Consider the following 20,140-nt stretch of genomic DNA (forward strand, 5'->3'; position numbering starts at 1 on the left):
TCAAAATACTTAGAGAGAATTTTAAATATGAAATCAAATTTAGCACAAAAAACTGAAAAACCAAAGCGTAAAGCTATGGGCGACAAATTACGTTTTGAAGTTTTTAAGCGAGATCAATTTAAATGCCAATACTGCGGCAAGGCTGCTCCAGAAGTAGTTCTTCATGTTGATCACATTAATCCGGTAAGCAAAGGCGGCGATAACGATATTTTAAATTTAGTTACGTCATGTGTTGATTGTAATTCAGGTAAAAGCAACCGCCTTCTAACTGATAACACGATTATTAAAAAGCAGAGAAAAATGCTTGAAGAGCTAGATGAGCGAAGAAAACAATTAAAGATGATGCTTGACTGGCGAGAAGAGCTAAAGGGCTTTGATGATGAGGTTGTTCAGTCGGTCGCTCAATATATTGAAGAGAAAATATATCCAGCAAAAGTTAATGAAATAGGCATGAAGGAAATTTCCACATGGTTTAAACGCTTTGAACTATCTGAATTGCTACAAGCAATTGATGATCTAAAGATTGTGACCACTAAAGATGGCGCTCAAGATGCAAGCGCGATGTTCAACAATATCCCCAAAGTAGCCAACTTTAACAGAAAAGATGAGGCTGAAAAATCAGCTTGTTATATCCGTGGAATTCTTAAAAACAGGATCAGCTATGTTGATTATCAGAAATCATTAGCTTGGCTGACTACAGCTATTGAGCAAGGATTTGACGTTGAGGAGCTGAAAGATTTAGCCAAGGAAGTTAAAAACTGGACTCAATTCCGTGAAGCAATGGAGGAGATCCTAAATGGCTAGAGCAAGAAACATCAAACCAGCATTCTTCACCAATGATGAGCTTTCTGAATTGCCACCACTGGCACGCTTATTATTCATTGGTCTGTGGACTATTGCTGACTACAAAGGTTGTTTTGAGTACAAGCCTAAGCGCCTTAAGGTTCAACTCCTGCCTTATGACGATTGTGATATCGAGCAGCTCATGAGTGCTCTAGATAAATCGCGATTTATCTCGATATATTCGGTACAAGGTCAAACCTATGGAAAAGTGCTCAATTTCAATAAGCACCAAAATCCACACAAGAATGAAAAAGAGAAAGGCTCCGATATTCCTGATATTGAATTACGCGATGATGTTGATGGTATTAATTCAATTCAAAACAATGGTTTAGAAAATATCGAGAATAATCGCGATAAAAACGGAACTGCTCACGATCAAAACGAAACCGATCCTGCTGATTCCCTTAACCTGATTCCTGATTCCCTTAACTCTGATTCCTTAAACCTGAATACAGAAAACCGAGATCCTCGTTTCGATCTCTCTCTTTCTGATGTGAACACTCGTTTATCAATGGCAGGTTTAAAGAATATCTCTCAACACGATTTGAATGTTTTGCTGATTCAACTTCAGGATGCTTATTCACATAAACAACAAATGGTGAAAAACCAGATTCTTGGTAAAGCATTTGAGTGGATTAAGCGCCAACAAGAAACACCACTGAAACCACCAAGCCAATCTATCACCAAAACCACAGCCCAGATTCTCGCTGAACAACGTATGCAGTTGGATCAACAGCAAGGACAGGTGATTGATGTTGGTGAACCAAAAAAGCCATTACTGATTGAGGAGATGGGTCGTGCATAACGGGATCGCCTTAGACAAGGCACGCGAATACTACGACATCATGCAAGTGATGTATGGACACAAGTTCATTAGCCAATTTAACGGCATGACTGACCTGAATCGCATTCTGAATATCATCAACGGTGCTTTAGCAATGTTGAGTGATGAACAATTTCAAAAGGGCATGGCGCAGCTGAATGCGAAAGCTGGATCAGGTGATTTCTGCCCAACACTTTCTGATTTCAAAACTTGGTGCATGTCTGGCAGCTGGTGGACAGCAACAGAGGCATGGCAGCGTGCTTGTGATTACTCAAACATGAGTTCTCATCGCGTTGCTGAACTATCTCGCATGAAGCTGGAAGAGTTTCTGATGCAGAAAGACAAGATTACTACTCTGACCAAAAAAGCATGGGATTCGGTTTATTGGTTGGTTGAGCAGGGAAGCATGAAAGAGGCTTTCAAGCAGTTTAAATCGATCTATGAAACCTATCTGGCTAAAGCACAGATGCAAGGTCGTCAGCAAGAGTGGTATGTGCCGCCAAAAATGATTGCTACATCCAAGGCAGCACCTAAGCCTAAATCAATACTACCTGAGCAATCACCTGAGCAAAAAGCTTGGCTGGAGGGGAAAATCAAAGAGCTTCAGTCAAGTGGGATGACGTTTCCAATGGCTATGTATAGCGCAATGAAAGAGATGCAAAGCGCAGGGGGTGGGGTGTGAAGGAACGTCAGATTAAAAAGAATAATCGAACAGCAATGCGCCTTTTGATGCAGTTAGACCCAGGACATTATGAAGGGCGATTCTTTGGGTATGAAGATGGGGTTTGGGAATTCTGGTGGCAATGTGGCGGTTTAGAACCTGAATGGGATTGCAAGCCAGCATTTGATGAATTGCATAGTTATATTTTTGATGTGTATGCAGATGGTGATGCTGAATTTGTAGATGGTAGTTACTCATGGGTGTGGAGAAACAAACCAGACTTAAGCACGGCAAAGAAAGTATTTGACCTTGCAAAACAGTTGATTGAACAAAGCGCAGGGGGTGGGGTGTGAGTAAGGGCGGTTTAACTAATATTGATTTTAAAGTTGGCCAACTTGTTTATCTAACCAAAGATATTTTTGATGGTGGTGGTGATTTTTCCCTACCTGGATATGTTGGGAGAAAGGGTGACTTGATGAAAGTTACTGGAATCCCGTCGTACAGCAAAAACACTCTTCATATCGCTCACTTCGATTACACGGGTGAAGGCGGGATATGCGCTTACCTTTATGAGATATCAACTAGGAGTCCATTAATAACAATCAATGAGCGCAGGGAATACGCTAAAAAGTACGGGGTGGAGCGCGGTGGGTTTAAACCAGAGGACTTGCGTGTCATTAAGCTTACTGGTGATATTTATGGGGGTGCAGCGTGAACGAAAGAACGTATCAGCACAACAAAGCGGCCTCATTAAATCGTGGTATTGATGTTTTGCTTGTTATTAAAAACACACCAATCGCCACAACCAAGGAGATCCAAGATCAAGCGTTGCCATACATGACAATCAGATCGGTGCAGCGCTATTTAAAAACTTTGGTGCAAATTGGCCTTATTGGGTTTGTTGGTGGTGGTAATGATGAATATCGTTATTTTCTTACACCTAAGGCAAAACAGCTATTTGGAGTGCAGGGTATGGGGGATACATGACCAGCTACTCAATTTCTGAATACAAAAAAATGGTGAAAGCCACTAGGTCGAAAGGGCGCTCCACACGCCCTAAGGTGAAAGGGGCAAAAATACCAAATGAGTTTGAAGCGAAGCTGGCCAGAGAGTTAAAGACTTTAAAAATTGATTTTGAGCAGGAATTCGAGTTTCACCCAAAGCGAAAGTGGAGAGCTGATTTTCACTTGGTGGGTAAAAAAATATTGGTTGAGGTTGAAGGTGGGATCTGGAGTGGTGGCAGGCATACAAGGGGTAAGGGCTACATTGGCGACATGGAAAAGTATAACGCAGCGACGATGATGGGTTTTCAGGTAATACGGTTTAGTACGGATCAAGTGAAGTCAGGTCACGCGATCCAGCAGATAGAGAAGATGGTAGGGGATTTAGGATGAATGTAGCGGCTGAAAAAGCGGAAAAATTATCTAATATTGAATGGTTGGGGCAGCAGCTGCGCGCCAAGACTGCTAATTATGAAGCAGGGATTCCAGGAACAGGTGAAACGCCAGTAAATTGGGAAGATCGTTGTGGGGCTATTGCTGGACTTCCAAATAAAGAATCCAAGGCTTATGCATCAATTTTGGTATGGGGTGATCTTCGTGATAATACTCAGCAATACAAGGACTTAATAGATTACATTGCTGGGTACTTATGGCGAATGGTTCAGGATGAAATAGAGAAACAACGTGAAACTTTTAATATGGCAGTATTCTGTCAGCATGTAGCTCGAATGGAATTATTTTATGGTCTGCGTCCGATGTTGCGTGAATACCATACTTTGAAGGGCCGATTAGTGTTTTCAGGGATTGATTACATTGAGCCAAATACATACTCAAAACGATATGCTTGGTTGGGTAACGCCGTAGAGCTTTTATTGAAAGAACTGCAAGATGAAATTGAAGTCCATGTGGGTGATTACCGATCAAAATTAAAGAAGGCTGGCTAATTGACATCCTAAATGGATGTAAGGTATAGTTTTTCTATACTGGTCGTATTACGGTTCAACCGAGACCAAGTATTTAAAAGCTCATCTTTATTGGTGGGCTTTTCGTTATCCAGTTGGGGTGCTCTACCGGAAGTCAACTGGCTTTAAAAAACGAATCAGAGCACAGTCTGGGCTGCTATCTCCCAACTCTACAAGAGCTGGATAGCAAGTTTATGGGAGAAGTAGCTTATGGCGAACCTTACACAAACAAGTTCAGCGGGTTCTTTGAGGGATTTTGCCTGGTTATTTGTTGCCTTAGCAGCATTTTTTAATCCAGTAACAGCCTTTATTTTAGCCATGGTTGTTCTTGTGGCTCTATGTATCCTTGGTTAGGACGAAGAATCGACAGAGGCTCGCCAAATGGCGGGCTTTTTTTGCTCTCGTATATTTGTTAACTTAATTATTTTAAAAATAATGAGATGATCTAGTTATGAGCAAGGTGCGAGTTAAATATCAAGATGGGGTTGAAGAGGATCTGATTGAGGTGCATGAAGAGGGGGCAGGTGTCCTAAATATTTTTCATAAGAATCGAGATGGAGAGTTTTTAACCCAACATCTACCGCCATACGCAAGAATGCAAGTCCACAACTTGCAATATGGTTCCTATCTGCTAGGTAGTAAATTAGTAGAAGTAATACGATATGATTACCCATAAATAGAGAAATGGGTTATTACTATATTTATAGGGTACTATTAGCTCATCTAAAGGTGGGCTTTTTTAATGTTTAGGATTTATTGGTTGATAATAAAAGCAACTTAATCTCAACATTTGAAAACAGTTTCTTAGTATTTTCCATACTTTTTTATCGAAACCCTGATGTTATATTTTCTTTGCAATAAGAAGAAGACGTAATACAAAGAAAATGACTAAAACACTGGCCCACTTATTTTGACGAATAAGTGGGCTTTTTATTAACAGGAGAAAAGTATGCTCTAATTCATATTCTGTTTATTTAGTCTGCATGGTGTAACTGAGATTTAGCATACAGTTGGTGATAAAAATTTGAAATGCATCAAGAATTGTTGAAAAGTAAAGTAATTCATAGTAAATTACTCAACATTAAGTAATTCTCCACATTTTTACTTAATTTGAGTTTATGGCCTGCATTTTCCCCAAAGTGCAGGTTTTTTTTATTTCTTAAATTCGCCGGACGTATTACGGCACATAGAGCCCCGCTAAATATGCATTATTGGCGGGGTTTCTCTTTTCTTATTGGTGGTGAATATGGGTTAATTGGCAATTTAAAAATTGTGAGCCTTTGATAAAATTGAAACTAAATGGATTGCCAGAAAATTATTATGTTAAGTTTAATTTCAATGACTTTCGGTGGGCTGAGAAGGGATTATTTTTTTAGAAACCTGTTTATTGGCTCGGTTTTTGGGGTTCTCACATGGTTGATCATTGATATGCTGGAGGCAAAAGCTAGTGTAGCAAAGCCACTTCACGAAATAGTGATAATGAAAGGTTATGTGATATTCAACTCGCTTTTATATCCGTACGCGAAATTTCTTTATGATTATTTTTGGGAGTTACTTTTGGGGGACAGGGTTTATGCCTACTCAATTAATATATTCACAGTATGGTTTATCTTGGTTGCTAGATTGATGTGCTGGTTTTTCGCCTGGGCTCTAACACCATTTGGCTTAATTATTTTGTATTTTAAGAATAGATAATAATGATAGACACAAACCTCCTTCGGGAGGTTTTTTAATGGGTGAAGTATGGAACTTAAAGCCTACAAAGTTTTAACCAATAAGATCCCTCCCAAGAAAAAACCACGTACCAGGCCGCTCCCTAAGGCTGGTGAGAAATACTTAGAGGCATTTGATCGGCTCAAAGAAATCCTTGACCGGATGGAAATCAAGTACGAAGAATACTTTCATTTTAAAAGCACCAAGCATTGGCGGTTTGACTTTCATTTGATTGAGTATCGAATGCTGATTGAAATCGCTGGTGGCCCTTGGTCAGGTGGAAGAAAAGGCAAACTTGCTACAAAAGCCTGGAGCATAGATCGTTATGACCATGCTGAAGAAATGGGATATCGCTATCACCGGTTTGAAACTGCTGATATCAACATGGGCCGTGCTACTAAGTGGCTAAGAGATTTAAAGGCATCTTATGGAACAGTTCAGACCATTCCCACCGACGGAGCTGATTGATCAGGCCGAGGAAGAAGAAGCCATTCGCTTGGCACCAGCTGTTGAGTTGAAAGAATGGGTCGTTAAAAATTGGCTCACTCTCGGCGGTGAATTACATAACCCAGATCATGATCATATTGCTGAACTACTCCATGACAATGAAGAGTTCCTTGCATTCGCCTGGGCTTCATCTGCCGCCGTAGCCAAGAAGCGCATGGTATTAGGTCAATGTGAAAAGGTCATGTTTAACCAGGGCGGCTGGAAGAAAGCACGCCAAGAACAACAGATGCGGGATTGGTTTGGCTTTGTGCCTGTATATCTCATTACAGTTGATGCCACGTTTTGCGAACAAGCTTCAGATCGTGACTTCTGCCGTTTGATTGAACATGAGCTATATCATATCGGTGTAGAACGAGATGAAGATGGTGAAATCATTTATAGCGATATGACTGGACTGCCTAAGCATTACCTGGCTGGCCACGATGTCGAAGTGTTCTTTGGTGAGACTAAACGATGGGGTGCAGACGAGTCTGTAAAACGGCTTATTGAAATTGCGAAGAATGCGCCGTTTGTATCTGAGGCAAGCATGGCAGCATGTTGTGGGAACTGTGTGATTAATTAAAATGGGATCAGATTTTAGCTTTACTTTATTTCATTTTTTTGTAGATTTGATCTAAAGGAGGGCACGTATGGCTACATATAAACAAATTCAAGAATTCCTTACTGAAAAACATGGGCGTACTTTTAAAAGTTGCTGGATAGCAGATATTAAAAATCAGCATGGTTTAATTAAAAGGCAAGCACCTAATAGGTATGATCCAGATAACCGTGTTCATCCTTGTCCTGAAGAGCATAAGGGTAAGGTTGAAGAAGCATTGAGGCATTTTGAAATGATTTAAAAAAGCTCCCCGATTAAAGGGGATTTTTTTTGCCTACTTTGCATGACGTAGCATGACAAAAGGGGAATTTATGGCAGCACTTAAAGAGCCTGTAAAAATATTTATCGTTCAAGCTCTTGCATGCCGTGATACCCCTCAAGAAGTTGCGGAGTTGGTCAAGCAAGAGTTCAATATTGAAATTGATCGCCGTCAGTGTGAAAACTATGACCCGACTAAATATGCAGGTCGCAATCTCGGGAAAAAGCTTGTAGATCTATTCAACCAGACTCGTAAGAAATTTGATGAAGGTTTGATAGATATTCCAATTGCCAGTAAGTATTACCGGCTTAAGCAATATCAGAAGCAACTTGAAAAAACCAAGAATGCAAAATTAGCACTTAAGATTCTTGAGCAGGCTGCAAAAGATGTAGGCGGTCAATTCACTAACCGGCAAGAGATTACTGGTAAAGACGGTGAAGCATTACAGACAACAGTTGTTCATGCCACTCCAGAACAAGTTGAAGCTGCAGTGAAGAAGGCCCAAGAGGAATATTAAATGGATCTGCAAACACAGGTTGAAAAGAAGCTGTGTGAAGATGAGCATTTATATTTCACTCGGCGATTCTTTAAGCCAAGAATGGGCTTTAAATTCACGGTGAACTGGCACCATGTTTACATCTCATGGATTATTGATCAGGTGGTAGCTGGTCAGATTGCCAACGTGGTTATCAATGTCCCACCAGGTGCCGGTAAGACCGAACTTACAACTAATCTGATCCCACGCGGCTTAGCCCTAAATGCCCGGTCACGGTTTCTGTATTTGTCATTCTCCCAATCATTGGTTGAGGGAGTATCAGATACGGCGCGTGACATCGTGAAGTCCAAAGACTACCGCCTGATGTGGGACTTAACCGTATCAAATAGCACCGACTCTAAGAAAGAGTGGAAGATTACGGTTGAAGACTATGACGTTGGCCATGTCTATGTGGCTTCCATGGGTGGGCAGGTAACAGGACGGCGAGCAGGGACGCTGGCAGATGATGGCTTTACTGGTTGTATCATTATTGATGACCCGTTAAAGCCCGAAGATGCTTTTAGTAAGATTAAGCGAGATGCTGCAAATCGTAAGTTACTCAATACGGTGAACTCACGTAAAGCCAAGTCTGATACGCCGATCATCATGATCATGCAGCGGCTTCACACGGAAGATCCGACTAACTTTGTCATGACGGGAAATCTACCCGGTGAATGGACTCAGATATCTATTCCTGCACTGATTGATGATAAGTACATTGCAACCTTGCCAGACCACATACAAAAGTTGGTACCGCGAGATGCTGAGCGTGATGAGCAGGGTCGGCAAAGCTACTGGCCAAAGAAAGAATCACTTCAATCTCTATTGCAACTAGAGAAGGGTGGTAAGGATAAAGAAGGTGCCACGGTATCCCGTTATACATTCTCCAGTCAGTACATGCAGCAGCCTAAGAAATTAGGCGGTGACCTGATCAAGTCTGAATGGTTTGGATTCTATAAAGAGCATCCAGAGCTACAGTGGCGCGCCGTCCTTGTTGATACGGCGCAGAAAACCAAAGAGCACAATGATTACTCTGTATTTCTGCTTGTTGGTATGGGTATAGACGGCAAGTTGTACTTACTGGATCTCTTACGTGGTAAGTGGGAAGCCCCTGAATTAAACCGTCAGGCGAAAGCCTTTCTGGATAAGCATAAAGAATACACCTGGCACACCAAGCCTATTCGCTACATGAAAGTAGAGGATAAAGCGTCAGGTACCCAGTTGATCCAGACACTAGGAACTTACTCCGGTGTCGCTGTCATTCCGGTCCAACGTAATACAGACAAGCTATCCCGTTTTATGGATGTGCAGGTCCATCTTGAAGCGAATTATAAGGATAAGCCTGAGGATCGTTTCGTAATGGTACCTAAGGATGCTCATTGGGTCGGTGAATTCTTTGAAGAATGTGAGGCATTCAATGCTGCATTTACCCATGATCATGATGACCAGGTGGATACGCTCATTGATGCAATTGAAGACGCAGTGATTGCAATTAATTACAGCCCTCCGGCTGCATAAGGTTAAGTTATGTCTAAGAAAAGGAAAAAACCTGAGAATGCAAAACCTGAAGCTGGTGCACTGTATTCTCATGAAGCTGAACAGGCTTTAATCAGTTATCTGACCAAAATGCCAGACGGCGATGAAGTACTTCGAAAAGCCGGGGTCACACGTCCACGATTGAAAGTCATGATGTATGACGATGAGATTTATCAGGCCATTGAGAAACGCCAGGATAAACTTGAGAGTGCATCATGGCGTGTAGAGCCGATGGACCGACCGGAATCTAAAATCATTATGGAGCATTTACGTGAGTGGTGGTCTGAGATTCTCTTGGGTGCGCAGAATGCTCGCTGGTACGGATATTCTGTATTAGAGGCAATCTATACCAAGCCTGAGGAACCGAGCCTACATATTGACGGCGATACTATTACACCGTTTATTGGTTTTAAGTGGATTGGTGAAAAGCCAATGCAATGGTATGAGCCTAAGAATGATGGTCGCCTTATTTTATTGGAAAACTACAATACGACTAGGAAAGATCAAGAGGTTGATCAGCGGTTTAAGCATTTCCTAACGCGCTGTAAACCTACTTTTGAAAATCCATTGGGTGAGGCTTTATTAAGTCGACTGTACTGGGTGTGGTTCTTTAAAACATCTGGCTTTAAGTTCTGGGCCAAGTTTGTAGAAAAGTTTGGTTTGCCAATGCTGGTAGGTAAAACTGCCGGCAAGACGACAGATATGCGGGATGCACTGCTTAGAGCACATGCCAGTTCGGTTATTGCATTGAGTGGTACAGATTCGGTTGAAATCCAGACTGCCAATACTAATGGTAATGCATCCCAGACATTTGAAGTCTTTGATAAGAACCTTGAACGCCGTATTCAGAAAGTCATCCTTGGCCAAACTCTTACATCTGGTACCGATGGCTCTGGATCTCGTGCTTTAGGTGATGTGCATTTAGAAGTACAGAACTCGAAGTATAAAGCTGACGTACGAATGATCATGCCAACGATCCAAGCCGTTATTAATGCGTTATGCGATCTAAATGGCTGGGAACGTCATCGAGTCATCATTGGTGAAGAGAAATCACTCGAAGAGCCTAAAGCAGATCGTGATGTGAAGTTAAAGAATGCAGGTGCAGTCTTAACGCCACAATACTTCAAGCGTGAGTATGGGCTTGAGGATGGCGATGTGATTGAGCAGGTTCAAACAGGTTTCAATCAATTCACAGCATTACCGCGTCAGGCATTCAATTTCAAGGCAACAGCAAACAAGCTCTCACCAGAGCAGCAAGAAGTTGAAGAGTTGACTGATGCACAGGATGAATTGCAGCTATTAAAGCCGGATCAGGTCAAGGAATTGGTATTCAAGTCTGATAGCCCTGAAAGTCTGGCTTATAACTTGATGCAATTGATACCTGATGCAACTCAGACGCAGTTCACGGCTAATCTGGATCAAGCTTTGTATGCTGCAGATGTGTTGGGGTATGTGACGGCGCAAGATGGGAAGTAAGTTATGCAACCAGTCACATTTCTTGAGGCGCTTCGGTACGCTCACAGTAAAAAGATTGCATTACCTGATGAATTCTATTCAATGGATCTTAAAACTCGGCAGATGGCAACTACGGTTAGCTTTCTATCGAGCCTTGAGCAGGTTGAAACAGTCATTAAGGCCGTGAATAAATCGATTGCCGATGGCGGTACTTTCAAGGACTTTCAGAAGCTGATTGAAGAATCTGAAATCATCCTGCCTAAACACTATTTGGATAATGTATTTCGTACCAATATCCAAAGTGCTTATGGACATGGACGATGGCAACAGCAGCAACGGAATAAAGCTAAACGACAATACCTGATGTACTCGGCGATCAATGATAGTCGCGTACGTCCTGCTCATTTAGCTTTGAATCGTATCGTACTGCCGATTGATCATCCATTCTGGCTAACACATTATCCACCATTGGGATTTCGTTGCCGGTGCACCGTGATTGCCTTAACCGAGAAGCAGGCACTGAAATACGGCATTACACCTGATGATCAGTTGCCTGAAATTGCCGAGGCTTTGGATTGGAGTTCTCACCCATTGCAGTTTGGTGAACTTGAAACGCTGGTAGATAAAAAGATCAGTGCTTCATCCTTAGATAAAGAATATCTCCTCGAACAGAAAGAGGTCATCAAAGCAGAATGGACGGCGAGTAAAAAGCTCACCAGTCTATTTGCTCCAATGGATGATAACGCCCGGGACCTGTTCGACACAGTGGCCAATACGGTGATTCCACTTGATCCAAGTATTCGGCCAAGTGCAATTCGTACCTTCTTGGACTATGTGCAAGGAAATGATGCTGCACTGAGCGGCTATTTAAACTCTGCTACAAGCTCACTGGCTGATGATGTGCTTAAGCGGTGGCTGAGTACCGATATGGCAGCTATTCAGGCTGTGGCAAGCAATGCCGCTTCAACCGTGGTGGGTGCTGCGACACTTCAACAAGTAGCAGCTTATCAGGTAGGGCAGACAGTTCAGTTAAATGCGCCGTTGCTGATGGTAGATACAGCTTCGGATATCGTCATCAAGATTGAGAATGCTAAAGGGCTCGGTATTGATCTGGATATGTTGAATGCTGGCAATGGTGTTTTATTTCCAATTGGACTGTCGTTTGAGGTTATTTCGATTGAAGCGGTTGAAGGGCAGATGATTTATACCCTAAAGGCTTTAATGAACTAATTTTAAAATGAATATGACCGCCTCTTGGGCGGTTTTTTATTGAGGAAAATAAAAATGCGTGTATCTGGAATCGACAGTATGATGTCTATTGATGTTAAAGAAGGTGTGGAGCTACCCAAATTTATTCGGACTTTAACCGTCGAAACAGCGGAAGAAGAACAGCAGTTACGTTTATTTCTAACAGGTGCCTTAAAGGTCGACGAGCATGGTTGTCATGCATTAGGACGCGATTTTAGGGCAAAAGCTTTAGCAGTACCATGCACGGCCAATGGGGATATGTCATTGGGTAATGGTGGATCTATGGATGCTGTATTAAAAGTCGATTACTCATTAGAAGAGAAGTTGCGAATCATTGATACCTTAACCGCTGCAATACAACACAATGAACCAATGATGTATTCCCATACCAAAGAAGCTGAAACAAAGCTTTTAGCGTTGGTTCAAAGTATTTAAACAATCTCAAACATTTAAAACCGCCTTAATTGGCGGTTTTTTTATGGAGCATGAAAAATGCCAGATCCAAATGAAGAACGGCTGAAATATTTATTCAATGCCTCAGCAATCGAAGTGCCGAAAGCCGAAGAAGGGCAGAAGCGGAAATTTAAAGGCACTGCTTATGCTGGTGGTCGTGTAGATGGTCACTGGTATTGGGGGCGCTCTGGTGTCGTTTTTGATCTTGATGGGATCGAGATTGATAAGCCAACAGCCTTGCTTGAAGAGCACTTTGGTTCAAGTCGAATTGGTGTTGTTCAAACAGTAGATACCAACGGAAAGATTGATGTATCTGGTGATTTCCTTACGAATACCAAGGCACAAGAGATTGTCCAGGACTCTGATGATGGTTTCCCGTTCCAGATGTCGATGATGATTGATCCTGGATCGATTGAAGAAGTCTCACAAGGCAAAACTGTCATCGTGAATGGCCAGTCGTTTGAAGGTCCAATCACTATCTTCCGTCAAAACCGTATTCGTGAATTCACGATCTGCTCAACAGGTGCTGATCGCAATACATCAATTAAAGCCTTCTCGGGCAAAGCCAACCCAAACCCAACCAAAGAGGACACAGACGTGACCGAATTAGAAAAAGCACAACAAGCCAAAGAACAAGCAGAGCGCGAACGTGATGATGCCTTGGCTGAACTTAAGCAATTTAAAGCGCAAAAGCGTGCTGATGAAATTGCAGCTTTAGAAGCTGAGCTGAAAACACAATTTAGTGCTGAAGATAAAACGGCTTATACCAATATGGATGATTCAGTTTTCACCTTCACGGCTAAGCAGCTTCGTCAATTCTCGGCAGGTAATACACAGCCACCTGCAGAACAAACACCACAACCTGCGCCAGCTGTAAATCCGGCATTTGCACACTTATTTACTCATCAAGCAAATCCGGGGCAAGGTGGTCAGCCAAATAATACCGACACTCACAAATTCACTTCTGGTGCACAAGCATTTGCACAACAAAACAAGGGGAAATAATTCATGGCCATTCACTATGTACCGCCTATCTCAGTCACTTCAAAACGACTGATCCTGGACAATGAAAAACTACGTCGTGCCAATGCAAAGGTGACAACTGCAACCGCATATAAATACGGCGATCTATTAACGCTGTCAGCTGACAACGTGTTGTCTCATGCTACTGATGAGTCCACTTGGGATGTAATCTGCGGTCAGAATGTCACTGCGGCTGAAGCAACAATCAAGGCAGCTGACGGGATTGAAATTCCAGTGTATTACGGCGGGGTTTTTAGTATTGAAGCCGTATCACTTGATGGAACTTTGCTTGCTGCTGAAAAATATGATGCAGCACGTGCACAGGCAACTAAAAATAAAATCGAACTTTCTAAGGTGTAATTAACATGCCACAGTCTTTTAATATTGAAGGTGCTCCACTTGAGTTGCTTGATGTGGGCGAACTCGCACTGATTCACTCGAATTACCGTCCGATGGATACTTGGCTTTTAGATAAGCTTTTCCCAAATCGCCCGTTATTCACCCGTGATGATGTGCCACTGGCTGAATTGTCAGCTGAGCATGATCTGGCACCATTAGTATCACCGCAACAGCCTGGTAAGCCATTTGATACCACGCAATCAGGTGAAGTGCGTCATGTAAAACCAGCTTACTACAAGCCAAAGAATCAGGTCACTCCGGCCGAAACTTTTGAAATCGCATTGCTGGAACGTTTACGTACTGCAGGCATCATCTCTACAGGCAACCAGCGACTGTCTGAGCAAGAGCAAATGATCATTGCTCAAATTTCAGTGATGAAGCGTAACCATGATGCAATTGATAACTCGGTCCTGATGATGGCAATTGATTTACTGAAAAATGGTAAATATGCGCTTCACTCGGATGATTATGAATACAACCTGGTGGATTACCGTCGTGATGCATCTTTAACATTTACGCCGCTGACCAAGTGGAATGAAGCGGGTGCCAAGCCGGTAACGGATATCCGTACCATGCTTGAACGTCAATTGGCTGCTGATGGTGGTGAAGCTAAGCTGTCTGTTATGTCTGGCTTGGTTTGGGCAGCTCTCTGGAACAATGAGGAATTCAAAAAAGAATTTATCACGCCGTATGCCGGTATTTCTGTTCCAGTGAATCCAAGCTTTGGTGTCAAAGAGTCAGCGACCTTCAAAGGTACTTTTGATGGAATCGAATTCTGGGTATATGACGCAACCTACCGCAACAAAGGTCAAGTGAAGCGCTTCATTCCTAAAGATTACTTCTCACTGATCTCTGATACCAATGGTTCGGTAGCTCACTGTAAGATCAAAAACATGTTGGCCAATGGCGTTGCTCAACAGTACTTTGATCGTCAATGGTACTGTGAAGACCCAAGCGGCATCATGCTGATGACCGAATCTGCTCCACTGGTTGTGCCTTCTAACAAGAATGGTGTCGTTGGTGGTACTGGCTTTATCACTCTATAAGGAGGCTTAAATGCCGAAGTACACAGCAAAACAATCCATCGGGCATTTTATGCCAGGTGATGAAATCAAAGGGCTTGAAGCTAAACAACTTCAGGCCCTTTTAGCATCTGGGGCTATTGAAGAGTATCAAGAGCCGGAAGAACCTAAGGCAGATGGTACCGCCGCACGTTTGGCTGAACTTGAAAAGACCAATGCTGAACTAACAGCAGCAAATAAAACCTTAGCAGATGACAAGGCTAAGGTTGATCAAGAGGTCGCTGATCTGAAGGCTAAGGTGGCTGAACTCGAAAAGGCTAAACCTGCTGCAAAACCTAAAGCAGACTCTAAAGCGGCTGACGAAACCAAGTAGGTGATCTATGTATGCGACTGAAGAAGATTTGGTCGCACGATTTGGTGATGAGATCGAAAATCTGAAAACGATGCTTCCTTCTCAGTCTTCAGTAACTGATGCAATTCAGGACGCAACAGAGGAGATTAATGGTCATATCGGTGGTCGTTATCCTTTGCCGCTACCCAATGTGCCCAGTAATTTAAAGCGTATGGCGTGTGACATTGCACGTTATCGTCTTTACTTTCAGCAACCCATCGAAGAGGCTCGAAAGCGTTATGAGGATGCAATCGCATTTTTAAAACGTGTTGCTGATAACAAAGCACATTTGCAGATTCAGTTGCAGGAAACAAACCAGATCGTGGATGATCAACCTAAAGGGCGGCCTTCGACAGCACCGGTCGGTACAAGTTACACCGGTGGTGTATTTGGTGATGCCACTTTAGACATGATGCCCAGCATGAAGTGAGGTGTTTATGGCTTTCGCAATAACCATCCGAGCTGATAGCTCACCTATTGAAGCAGTGCTTAAGCAATTAGGTAATTTCGATGCTTATAAAGGGGACTTATTTACCGAGATTGGTGGGCATGGAGTTGCATCCACTCAAGCACGATTTATGAATGAGCGTGATCTTAATGGTAATCCATGGAAGATCTCGTGGCGTGCTCGTTTGCAGGGAGGCCAAACAGGTCGAGATACTGGCGACCTAATGAATGAACTTCATTACAACCTTCGCTCAAACGGTGTGGAGTGGGGGTCAAATAAAACTTACGCCCACATCTTTCATTATGGTGCTCACATTACCCCTAAAAACGGTCAATACATTACGTTTGCGGTGGGTGGTCAATTTCGAAAGGTAAAAGAGGTCAATATTCCCTCAAGAACTTTTCTTGGTATTGATGCCGAGGATGAAGCTTCAATTCTTAATATCGTCGGGGGTTTTATAGATGACATTCTTCGCAGTACGTGACGAGATTGCAGAAAAACTGAAAGAGATTCCAGAGTTTCTAAAGATCTATACGCCGTTGAACTCAGTCAGTGTGACCGAGATGTCGCAAGTCACGCCATCGGCACATGTCAATTTTGTCCGTATAGATAAGAAAGCCAGTGCAGGTCGTGGAAGCATCAACCAGATCGGCCAGCAATGGGCGGTCACAGTCGCATGCCGGAATGCTCAATCCCAGATGACCGACGGTCGGGCAGTGAGTGATGAAGCGGGCCTTTTGACTGAGAAGGTTATTCAACTACTTTCCGGCTGGCAGCCTCAAGCATCACGTACTGCACTGGATTTCATATCGGTTCGGGATGGCTATAGTCCAGGCTTTGCATACATCACCATTATTTTTGAATCACAAAAATTCATTTAGGAGCCAGTCATGGCAAAACAATATAAAGCATTACAGCCTGTCGGCCGCTTTCAAAAGGGCGAAGTCGTTGGTGGGCTGGATGATGCTCAAATTCAGGATCTACTGCGGCGCGGTGTGATTGAATTGGATAAAAAACCTACCCAGGCCAAAGCAACTCAAGCCAAGAAAGAAGAGGTGAAAACCGATGGCTAAAAACTATATCTCACTGCAGGGCAAATTCTATTTATCAGAAATTGCTAATGGTGTTGCAGGCGCTATGCGCCATATTGGTAACGTGCCTGAATTTGAGCTTGAAATCACAACGGATCAAGTTGAACATCAGGAAAGCACGTCTGGTCAGCGCACAACTGATTTCGTGCTGACAAAGACCACTGGTGTGAACTTCTCAGGGCAACTTGAAGAAGTGGACGAGGCTAATCTGCAATACATTCTCTCGGGTATGAAATCGGAGGTTGCTAGTGATACGGTGACGGATCAAGCCTTGGGTACCGTGAAAGTTGGTGAAGAAATCAAGCTGAATGGTTATAGCCTAACTGCTGTTGTATTTAAGTCGGGCATTGAAGAAATTGACGATTCTAAATATGACCTGGATACCGTGTTTGGTACTGTGATTTTTAGAGAAACCATTGCAGAGCCAGTCACCGCTACATACACCACTGGTGCCGTAACACATACCACGATCGCCAGTGATTTCAATAAAGAATATGAATTGTTCTTTAAGGGGATTAACACTGCCACTGGTGACAATATGGCTGTTCGCTTGTGGCGTACTAAAAAGTCACCAGAAACAACATTCCCATTGATTCATGAAGACCTTGGCCAGTATGAAATTTCAGGTCAGGCCTTATCTGATGTGACCAAGGGAACGGATGCAACACTAGGTTTATATGGCCATGTTGTGACAATTCCTAAAGTGTAAAACCCCAGGCACAAAGAACTCCACGGCGCTATGCGTCTTTTTTTGTGCCTGTTTTTAGATGGTTTCGAATTGTATTAACTAGTTTTTACAACTCAAAGTCATTTACCAAACTATTGACAGAAATCTATATTTTAAAAGCGAAGCCGGCCTTAACAAGTCGGCTTTTTTAATGCCCGCAATTTGGGCAAACCACTGGCTAGGGCGACGGTTCGAAAAGCACGTTTCCATGTTCAACGTGCCTGCCAGTTTCTTTTTTTGAACATGATCATATAAGAGGAAATCTTATGAACATGATGACAACATTAAATTTACGAGCCATGGTCTCAAATGAAAATGGCGAACCAAAGACAACCAGTTATGCAGTGGCGGAAGCATTTAAAAAACGACACTCCGATGTGCTTCGAGCAATTAAAAACATGAAGTGCTCGCAGAAATTCCGTGAGCGCAATTTTGCGTTTACCTTAGAAAACAAACAGATAGGTAACACGAAAAGAAATACGGGCTTTTATCAAATGACAGAACGTGGCTTCATGTTTCTTGTCATGGGGTTTAGTGGTGAAAAAGCCGATGCTATCAAAGAATCATTTATTGATGCATTTGAGTGGATGTCAAACCAAATAACTCAAGCCTTCCAATCTAAATGGGCCAGATATAACCATATTGTTGGGTATCGCGAAAATCGCAAACAGCAAGTTAGTTGCTCAGCTAGAGACATGAATGTGTGGAAACATGAAAAGCATCCACTTGATCATGAAATAGCGCAATTAGAAAGAGAATTACAGCCATCGCTACCATTTGCGAGCGTGGTGCAATCATGAATATTGCCTATGTAGTTGCAGAATGTCGACCAAGCACAGACGAAGAAAATTATGCGGACATTAATATTGGTGATGATAGCTATGTGTTTTGCTCAATAGAGCCAGTACCAGACACAGGTGATTGGCAGAAAAATATTGAAGCAGCCATATTGATTGGAATTGATATTGAGCGAACCAGGCCAAACCATCGACATATCACGCTGCATGCCCAAAGCATCCTGAAACTATGCAAAGGCATTCAAGGCATAGCGCAGGACTGACAACCTTCGCCACCTTCGGGTGGTTTTTTGAGACCCCATCATGAATGATTTTTTCCTAGCAACGAATCGAAGCATCAAGGTGCCAGTACTTAAAACAGATATCGAAGTTCGCCAGATCCAGATGAAAGACTTCGATACCTGGGCAATGCATGCTGAAGTATTAAAAAACTTCATCAAAGACCAGAATCATTCAGATGAGATTTTGACGGCGCTATTCACAGCTCATACTGTGCAAGTCATTTCGACTATGGCATGCGTCACCAATCTGGACCATGAATCACTGTTAGAACTTGCTGCTGAAGAACAGGGATTTAAGGATCTGCTTAAGGCAGTACTCTTGATCAATCAAGTTTACTTCAAATACGAAAAGCCAAAACGTGGCATCAAAAAGAAAGATGACTCCACCTGGTTTGATTCATTCCAGTTTCTGGTATCAATGGGCCACCAGCATAGCGAAATCATGGAAATGACCTACGGCACATTCCAGGGCTATGTTAAGGCTGCAAACAAGCTGTATAAGCAAGGAATCCTCAATAACGCCGTTGCCGGACGTGTAGCTCAATCTGATAAAAAAGGTTTTGAGTCATTTAAAAAAGAAATGATCTCTGATTGATCAGGCGATAACCTAAAGATATGATGTGCAAATAACTATTTAGGGGGTTATTGTGAAAAAATTATTATTAATTACGATTCTTATGCTTAGTACCACAGCTTTTGCTGTAGAAGTAAACTCTGTGCGTGGCAGCACTAGCTACGTGAAACTCGGCTTTTCATTGGGGCAAATGTTTGATGTCTTGGGTGATCCTGAATCTTCTTATAATCATGTAATTCATGACCGAAATGGCTGGCCGCATAAAGCTACTTCTTATCGCTACACGGTGAATGGTCAGAAATACACAATTACTGTGGTGGATGGTCGGGTTTATAAGATTGATTGGGAGCGTTGAGGATGGCTACAGTTGAGTGTTTAGTGTGTGGTCATGTTGGGGCCCCAAAGACAAAGGGTAGTTTTGCTATAACCATCATTTTGCTATTTATAGGTCTTCTCCCCGGAATAATATATGAAATTTGGCGAAGATCTGGAGGCAAGGTGTGTGGTGCTTGTGGTAGCCACAGTGTAAAGCTTTATATGCCTGTGCAAAGAGTCATACAGCAGCCTGTTAATCATGCACCACATGTTGAGCCAATCAAAACCTATAATAAAACCAAATTGGTGGCAGAAGATGCTTACTCATACAATGCTGGAGTAAGACTTAATCAAGAGGGAAAAAATGAAAATCCTGATTTTAAAGAATGCCCATTTTGCGCTGAAGAAATAAAGATAGCTGCAATTAAGTGTAAGCACTGCGGCTCAGCATTAGAAGGCACTTCCTGAAAAACTTATT

Annotated in this window: 32 protein-coding genes; all 32 read left to right on the plus strand. The window is 42.5% G+C overall.

The window, feature by feature from the left end; all coding sequences use genetic code 11:
- The first annotated feature begins 27 nt into the window (after nucleotides 1-27).
- The 32 genes from E5Y90_RS06430 to E5Y90_RS06585 all read left to right on the plus strand — a co-directional run bounded on the left by E5Y90_RS06430 (nucleotide 28) and on the right by E5Y90_RS06585 (nucleotide 20,130).
- Nucleotides 28-804 (plus strand): HNH endonuclease, encoded by a 777-nt coding sequence (locus E5Y90_RS06430; protein WP_201798530.1) that lies wholly within the window; start codon nucleotides 28-30, stop codon nucleotides 802-804.
- Nucleotides 797-1,648, plus strand: coding sequence for a hypothetical protein (locus E5Y90_RS06435; protein ID WP_151206196.1), 852 nt, complete (start codon nucleotides 797-799; stop codon nucleotides 1,646-1,648). Before E5Y90_RS06430 ends, E5Y90_RS06435 begins: the two co-directional genes overlap by 8 nt.
- Nucleotides 1,641-2,348 (plus strand): hypothetical protein, encoded by a 708-nt coding sequence (locus E5Y90_RS06440; protein ID WP_151206197.1) that lies wholly within the window; start codon nucleotides 1,641-1,643, stop codon nucleotides 2,346-2,348. Before E5Y90_RS06435 ends, E5Y90_RS06440 begins: the two co-directional genes overlap by 8 nt.
- Nucleotides 2,345-2,680: a hypothetical protein gene (locus E5Y90_RS06445; protein WP_174659730.1), complete on the plus strand. Its 336-nt coding sequence runs from the start codon at nucleotides 2,345-2,347 to the stop codon at nucleotides 2,678-2,680. Before E5Y90_RS06440 ends, E5Y90_RS06445 begins: the two co-directional genes overlap by 4 nt.
- The gene (locus E5Y90_RS06450; protein ID WP_174659731.1) at nucleotides 2,677-3,042 is read left to right on the plus strand and encodes a hypothetical protein; all 366 of its coding nucleotides are present in this window, start codon (nucleotides 2,677-2,679) and stop codon (nucleotides 3,040-3,042) included. The genes E5Y90_RS06445 and E5Y90_RS06450 overlap by 4 nt, the downstream gene beginning before the upstream one ends.
- Nucleotides 3,039-3,314 (plus strand): hypothetical protein, encoded by a 276-nt coding sequence (locus tag E5Y90_RS06455; RefSeq protein WP_174659732.1) that lies wholly within the window; start codon nucleotides 3,039-3,041, stop codon nucleotides 3,312-3,314. The genes E5Y90_RS06450 and E5Y90_RS06455 overlap by 4 nt, the downstream gene beginning before the upstream one ends.
- Entirely contained in the window at nucleotides 3,311-3,721 is a 411-nt protein-coding gene (locus E5Y90_RS06460) for a DUF559 domain-containing protein (protein WP_174659733.1), read from the plus strand. The genes E5Y90_RS06455 and E5Y90_RS06460 overlap by 4 nt, the downstream gene beginning before the upstream one ends.
- The gene (locus E5Y90_RS06465) at nucleotides 3,718-4,272 is read left to right on the plus strand and encodes a hypothetical protein (protein WP_174659734.1); all 555 of its coding nucleotides are present in this window, start codon (nucleotides 3,718-3,720) and stop codon (nucleotides 4,270-4,272) included. The genes E5Y90_RS06460 and E5Y90_RS06465 overlap by 4 nt, the downstream gene beginning before the upstream one ends.
- Nucleotides 4,273-4,500: 228 nt before the next feature.
- Entirely contained in the window at nucleotides 4,501-4,644 is a 144-nt protein-coding gene (locus E5Y90_RS06470) for a hypothetical protein (protein WP_174659735.1), read from the plus strand.
- 97 nt (nucleotides 4,645-4,741) lie between these two features.
- Nucleotides 4,742-4,966, plus strand: a complete 225-nt coding sequence (locus E5Y90_RS06475; protein ID WP_174659736.1) for a hypothetical protein — start codon at nucleotides 4,742-4,744, stop codon at nucleotides 4,964-4,966.
- Between the two features lie 1,067 nt (nucleotides 4,967-6,033).
- Nucleotides 6,034-6,471 (plus strand): hypothetical protein, encoded by a 438-nt coding sequence (locus tag E5Y90_RS06480; RefSeq protein WP_174659737.1) that lies wholly within the window; start codon nucleotides 6,034-6,036, stop codon nucleotides 6,469-6,471.
- Nucleotides 6,431-7,072, plus strand: a complete 642-nt coding sequence (locus E5Y90_RS06485) for a putative metallopeptidase (RefSeq protein ID WP_174659738.1) — start codon at nucleotides 6,431-6,433, stop codon at nucleotides 7,070-7,072. The genes E5Y90_RS06480 and E5Y90_RS06485 overlap by 41 nt, the downstream gene beginning before the upstream one ends.
- Nucleotides 7,073-7,139: 67 nt before the next feature.
- Nucleotides 7,140-7,349: a hypothetical protein gene (locus E5Y90_RS06490; RefSeq protein WP_174659739.1), complete on the plus strand. Its 210-nt coding sequence runs from the start codon at nucleotides 7,140-7,142 to the stop codon at nucleotides 7,347-7,349.
- A gap of 70 nt (nucleotides 7,350-7,419) precedes the next feature.
- Entirely contained in the window at nucleotides 7,420-7,884 is a 465-nt protein-coding gene (locus E5Y90_RS06495) for a DUF2280 domain-containing protein (RefSeq protein WP_174659740.1), read from the plus strand.
- A complete protein-coding gene (gene terL, locus E5Y90_RS06500) occupies nucleotides 7,885-9,420 on the plus strand; it encodes a phage terminase large subunit (RefSeq protein ID WP_174659741.1) in 1,536 nt (511 codons plus the stop codon). It begins immediately after the preceding gene.
- A gap of 9 nt (nucleotides 9,421-9,429) precedes the next feature.
- On the plus strand, nucleotides 9,430-10,914 hold the full coding sequence (locus tag E5Y90_RS06505) for a phage portal protein family protein (RefSeq protein WP_174659742.1): 1,485 nt from the start codon (nucleotides 9,430-9,432) through the stop codon (nucleotides 10,912-10,914).
- A 3-nt stretch (nucleotides 10,915-10,917) separates the two neighbouring features.
- Nucleotides 10,918-12,123, plus strand: a complete 1,206-nt coding sequence (locus E5Y90_RS06510; protein ID WP_174659743.1) for a phage minor head protein — start codon at nucleotides 10,918-10,920, stop codon at nucleotides 12,121-12,123.
- Between the two features lie 54 nt (nucleotides 12,124-12,177).
- Nucleotides 12,178-12,576 carry a hypothetical protein gene (locus tag E5Y90_RS06515; RefSeq protein WP_174659744.1) on the plus strand — a complete coding sequence of 133 codons (399 nt, stop codon included), beginning with the start codon at nucleotides 12,178-12,180 and terminating at the stop codon, nucleotides 12,574-12,576.
- Nucleotides 12,577-12,633: 57 nt separating this feature from the next.
- Complete coding sequence (locus E5Y90_RS06520) at nucleotides 12,634-13,599, plus strand: hypothetical protein (protein WP_174659745.1); 966 nt, start codon at nucleotides 12,634-12,636, stop codon at nucleotides 13,597-13,599.
- 3 nt (nucleotides 13,600-13,602) lie between these two features.
- The gene (locus E5Y90_RS06525; RefSeq protein WP_174659746.1) at nucleotides 13,603-13,977 is read left to right on the plus strand and encodes a hypothetical protein; all 375 of its coding nucleotides are present in this window, start codon (nucleotides 13,603-13,605) and stop codon (nucleotides 13,975-13,977) included.
- Nucleotides 13,978-13,982: 5 nt separating this feature from the next.
- The gene (locus tag E5Y90_RS06530) at nucleotides 13,983-15,062 is read left to right on the plus strand and encodes a major capsid protein (RefSeq protein WP_174659747.1); all 1,080 of its coding nucleotides are present in this window, start codon (nucleotides 13,983-13,985) and stop codon (nucleotides 15,060-15,062) included.
- 10 nt (nucleotides 15,063-15,072) lie between these two features.
- The gene (locus E5Y90_RS06535; protein WP_174659748.1) at nucleotides 15,073-15,411 is read left to right on the plus strand and encodes a hypothetical protein; all 339 of its coding nucleotides are present in this window, start codon (nucleotides 15,073-15,075) and stop codon (nucleotides 15,409-15,411) included.
- A gap of 7 nt (nucleotides 15,412-15,418) precedes the next feature.
- The gene (locus E5Y90_RS06540; protein WP_174659749.1) at nucleotides 15,419-15,859 is read left to right on the plus strand and encodes a gp436 family protein; all 441 of its coding nucleotides are present in this window, start codon (nucleotides 15,419-15,421) and stop codon (nucleotides 15,857-15,859) included.
- A 7-nt stretch (nucleotides 15,860-15,866) separates the two neighbouring features.
- Nucleotides 15,867-16,361 (plus strand): phage virion morphogenesis protein, encoded by a 495-nt coding sequence (locus E5Y90_RS06545; RefSeq protein ID WP_174659750.1) that lies wholly within the window; start codon nucleotides 15,867-15,869, stop codon nucleotides 16,359-16,361.
- Nucleotides 16,339-16,758, plus strand: coding sequence for a hypothetical protein (locus E5Y90_RS06550; RefSeq protein ID WP_174659751.1), 420 nt, complete (start codon nucleotides 16,339-16,341; stop codon nucleotides 16,756-16,758). Before E5Y90_RS06545 ends, E5Y90_RS06550 begins: the two co-directional genes overlap by 23 nt.
- 9 nt (nucleotides 16,759-16,767) lie before the next feature.
- A complete protein-coding gene (locus E5Y90_RS06555) occupies nucleotides 16,768-16,950 on the plus strand; it encodes a hypothetical protein (protein WP_174659752.1) in 183 nt (60 codons plus the stop codon).
- On the plus strand, nucleotides 16,943-17,677 hold the full coding sequence (locus E5Y90_RS06560) for a hypothetical protein (RefSeq protein ID WP_174659753.1): 735 nt from the start codon (nucleotides 16,943-16,945) through the stop codon (nucleotides 17,675-17,677). The genes E5Y90_RS06555 and E5Y90_RS06560 overlap by 8 nt, the downstream gene beginning before the upstream one ends.
- 284 nt (nucleotides 17,678-17,961) lie before the next feature.
- Nucleotides 17,962-18,495, plus strand: a complete 534-nt coding sequence (locus E5Y90_RS06565) for a Rha family transcriptional regulator (protein WP_174659754.1) — start codon at nucleotides 17,962-17,964, stop codon at nucleotides 18,493-18,495.
- A complete protein-coding gene (locus tag E5Y90_RS06570) occupies nucleotides 18,492-18,755 on the plus strand; it encodes a hypothetical protein (protein WP_174659755.1) in 264 nt (87 codons plus the stop codon). Before E5Y90_RS06565 ends, E5Y90_RS06570 begins: the two co-directional genes overlap by 4 nt.
- Before the next feature lie 40 nt (nucleotides 18,756-18,795).
- Nucleotides 18,796-19,368: a hypothetical protein gene (locus tag E5Y90_RS06575; RefSeq protein WP_174659756.1), complete on the plus strand. Its 573-nt coding sequence runs from the start codon at nucleotides 18,796-18,798 to the stop codon at nucleotides 19,366-19,368.
- An 82-nt stretch (nucleotides 19,369-19,450) separates the two neighbouring features.
- Nucleotides 19,451-19,702, plus strand: coding sequence for a hypothetical protein (locus E5Y90_RS06580; RefSeq protein ID WP_218955281.1), 252 nt, complete (start codon nucleotides 19,451-19,453; stop codon nucleotides 19,700-19,702).
- A gap of 2 nt (nucleotides 19,703-19,704) precedes the next feature.
- The gene (locus E5Y90_RS06585) at nucleotides 19,705-20,130 is read left to right on the plus strand and encodes a Pmp3 family protein (protein WP_174659758.1); all 426 of its coding nucleotides are present in this window, start codon (nucleotides 19,705-19,707) and stop codon (nucleotides 20,128-20,130) included.
- Nucleotides 20,131-20,140 lie beyond the last annotated feature (10 nt).

The sequence above is a fragment of the Acinetobacter sp. 10FS3-1 genome, from assembly GCF_013343215.1.
Taxonomy (GTDB): domain Bacteria; phylum Pseudomonadota; class Gammaproteobacteria; order Pseudomonadales; family Moraxellaceae; genus Acinetobacter; species Acinetobacter lwoffii_C.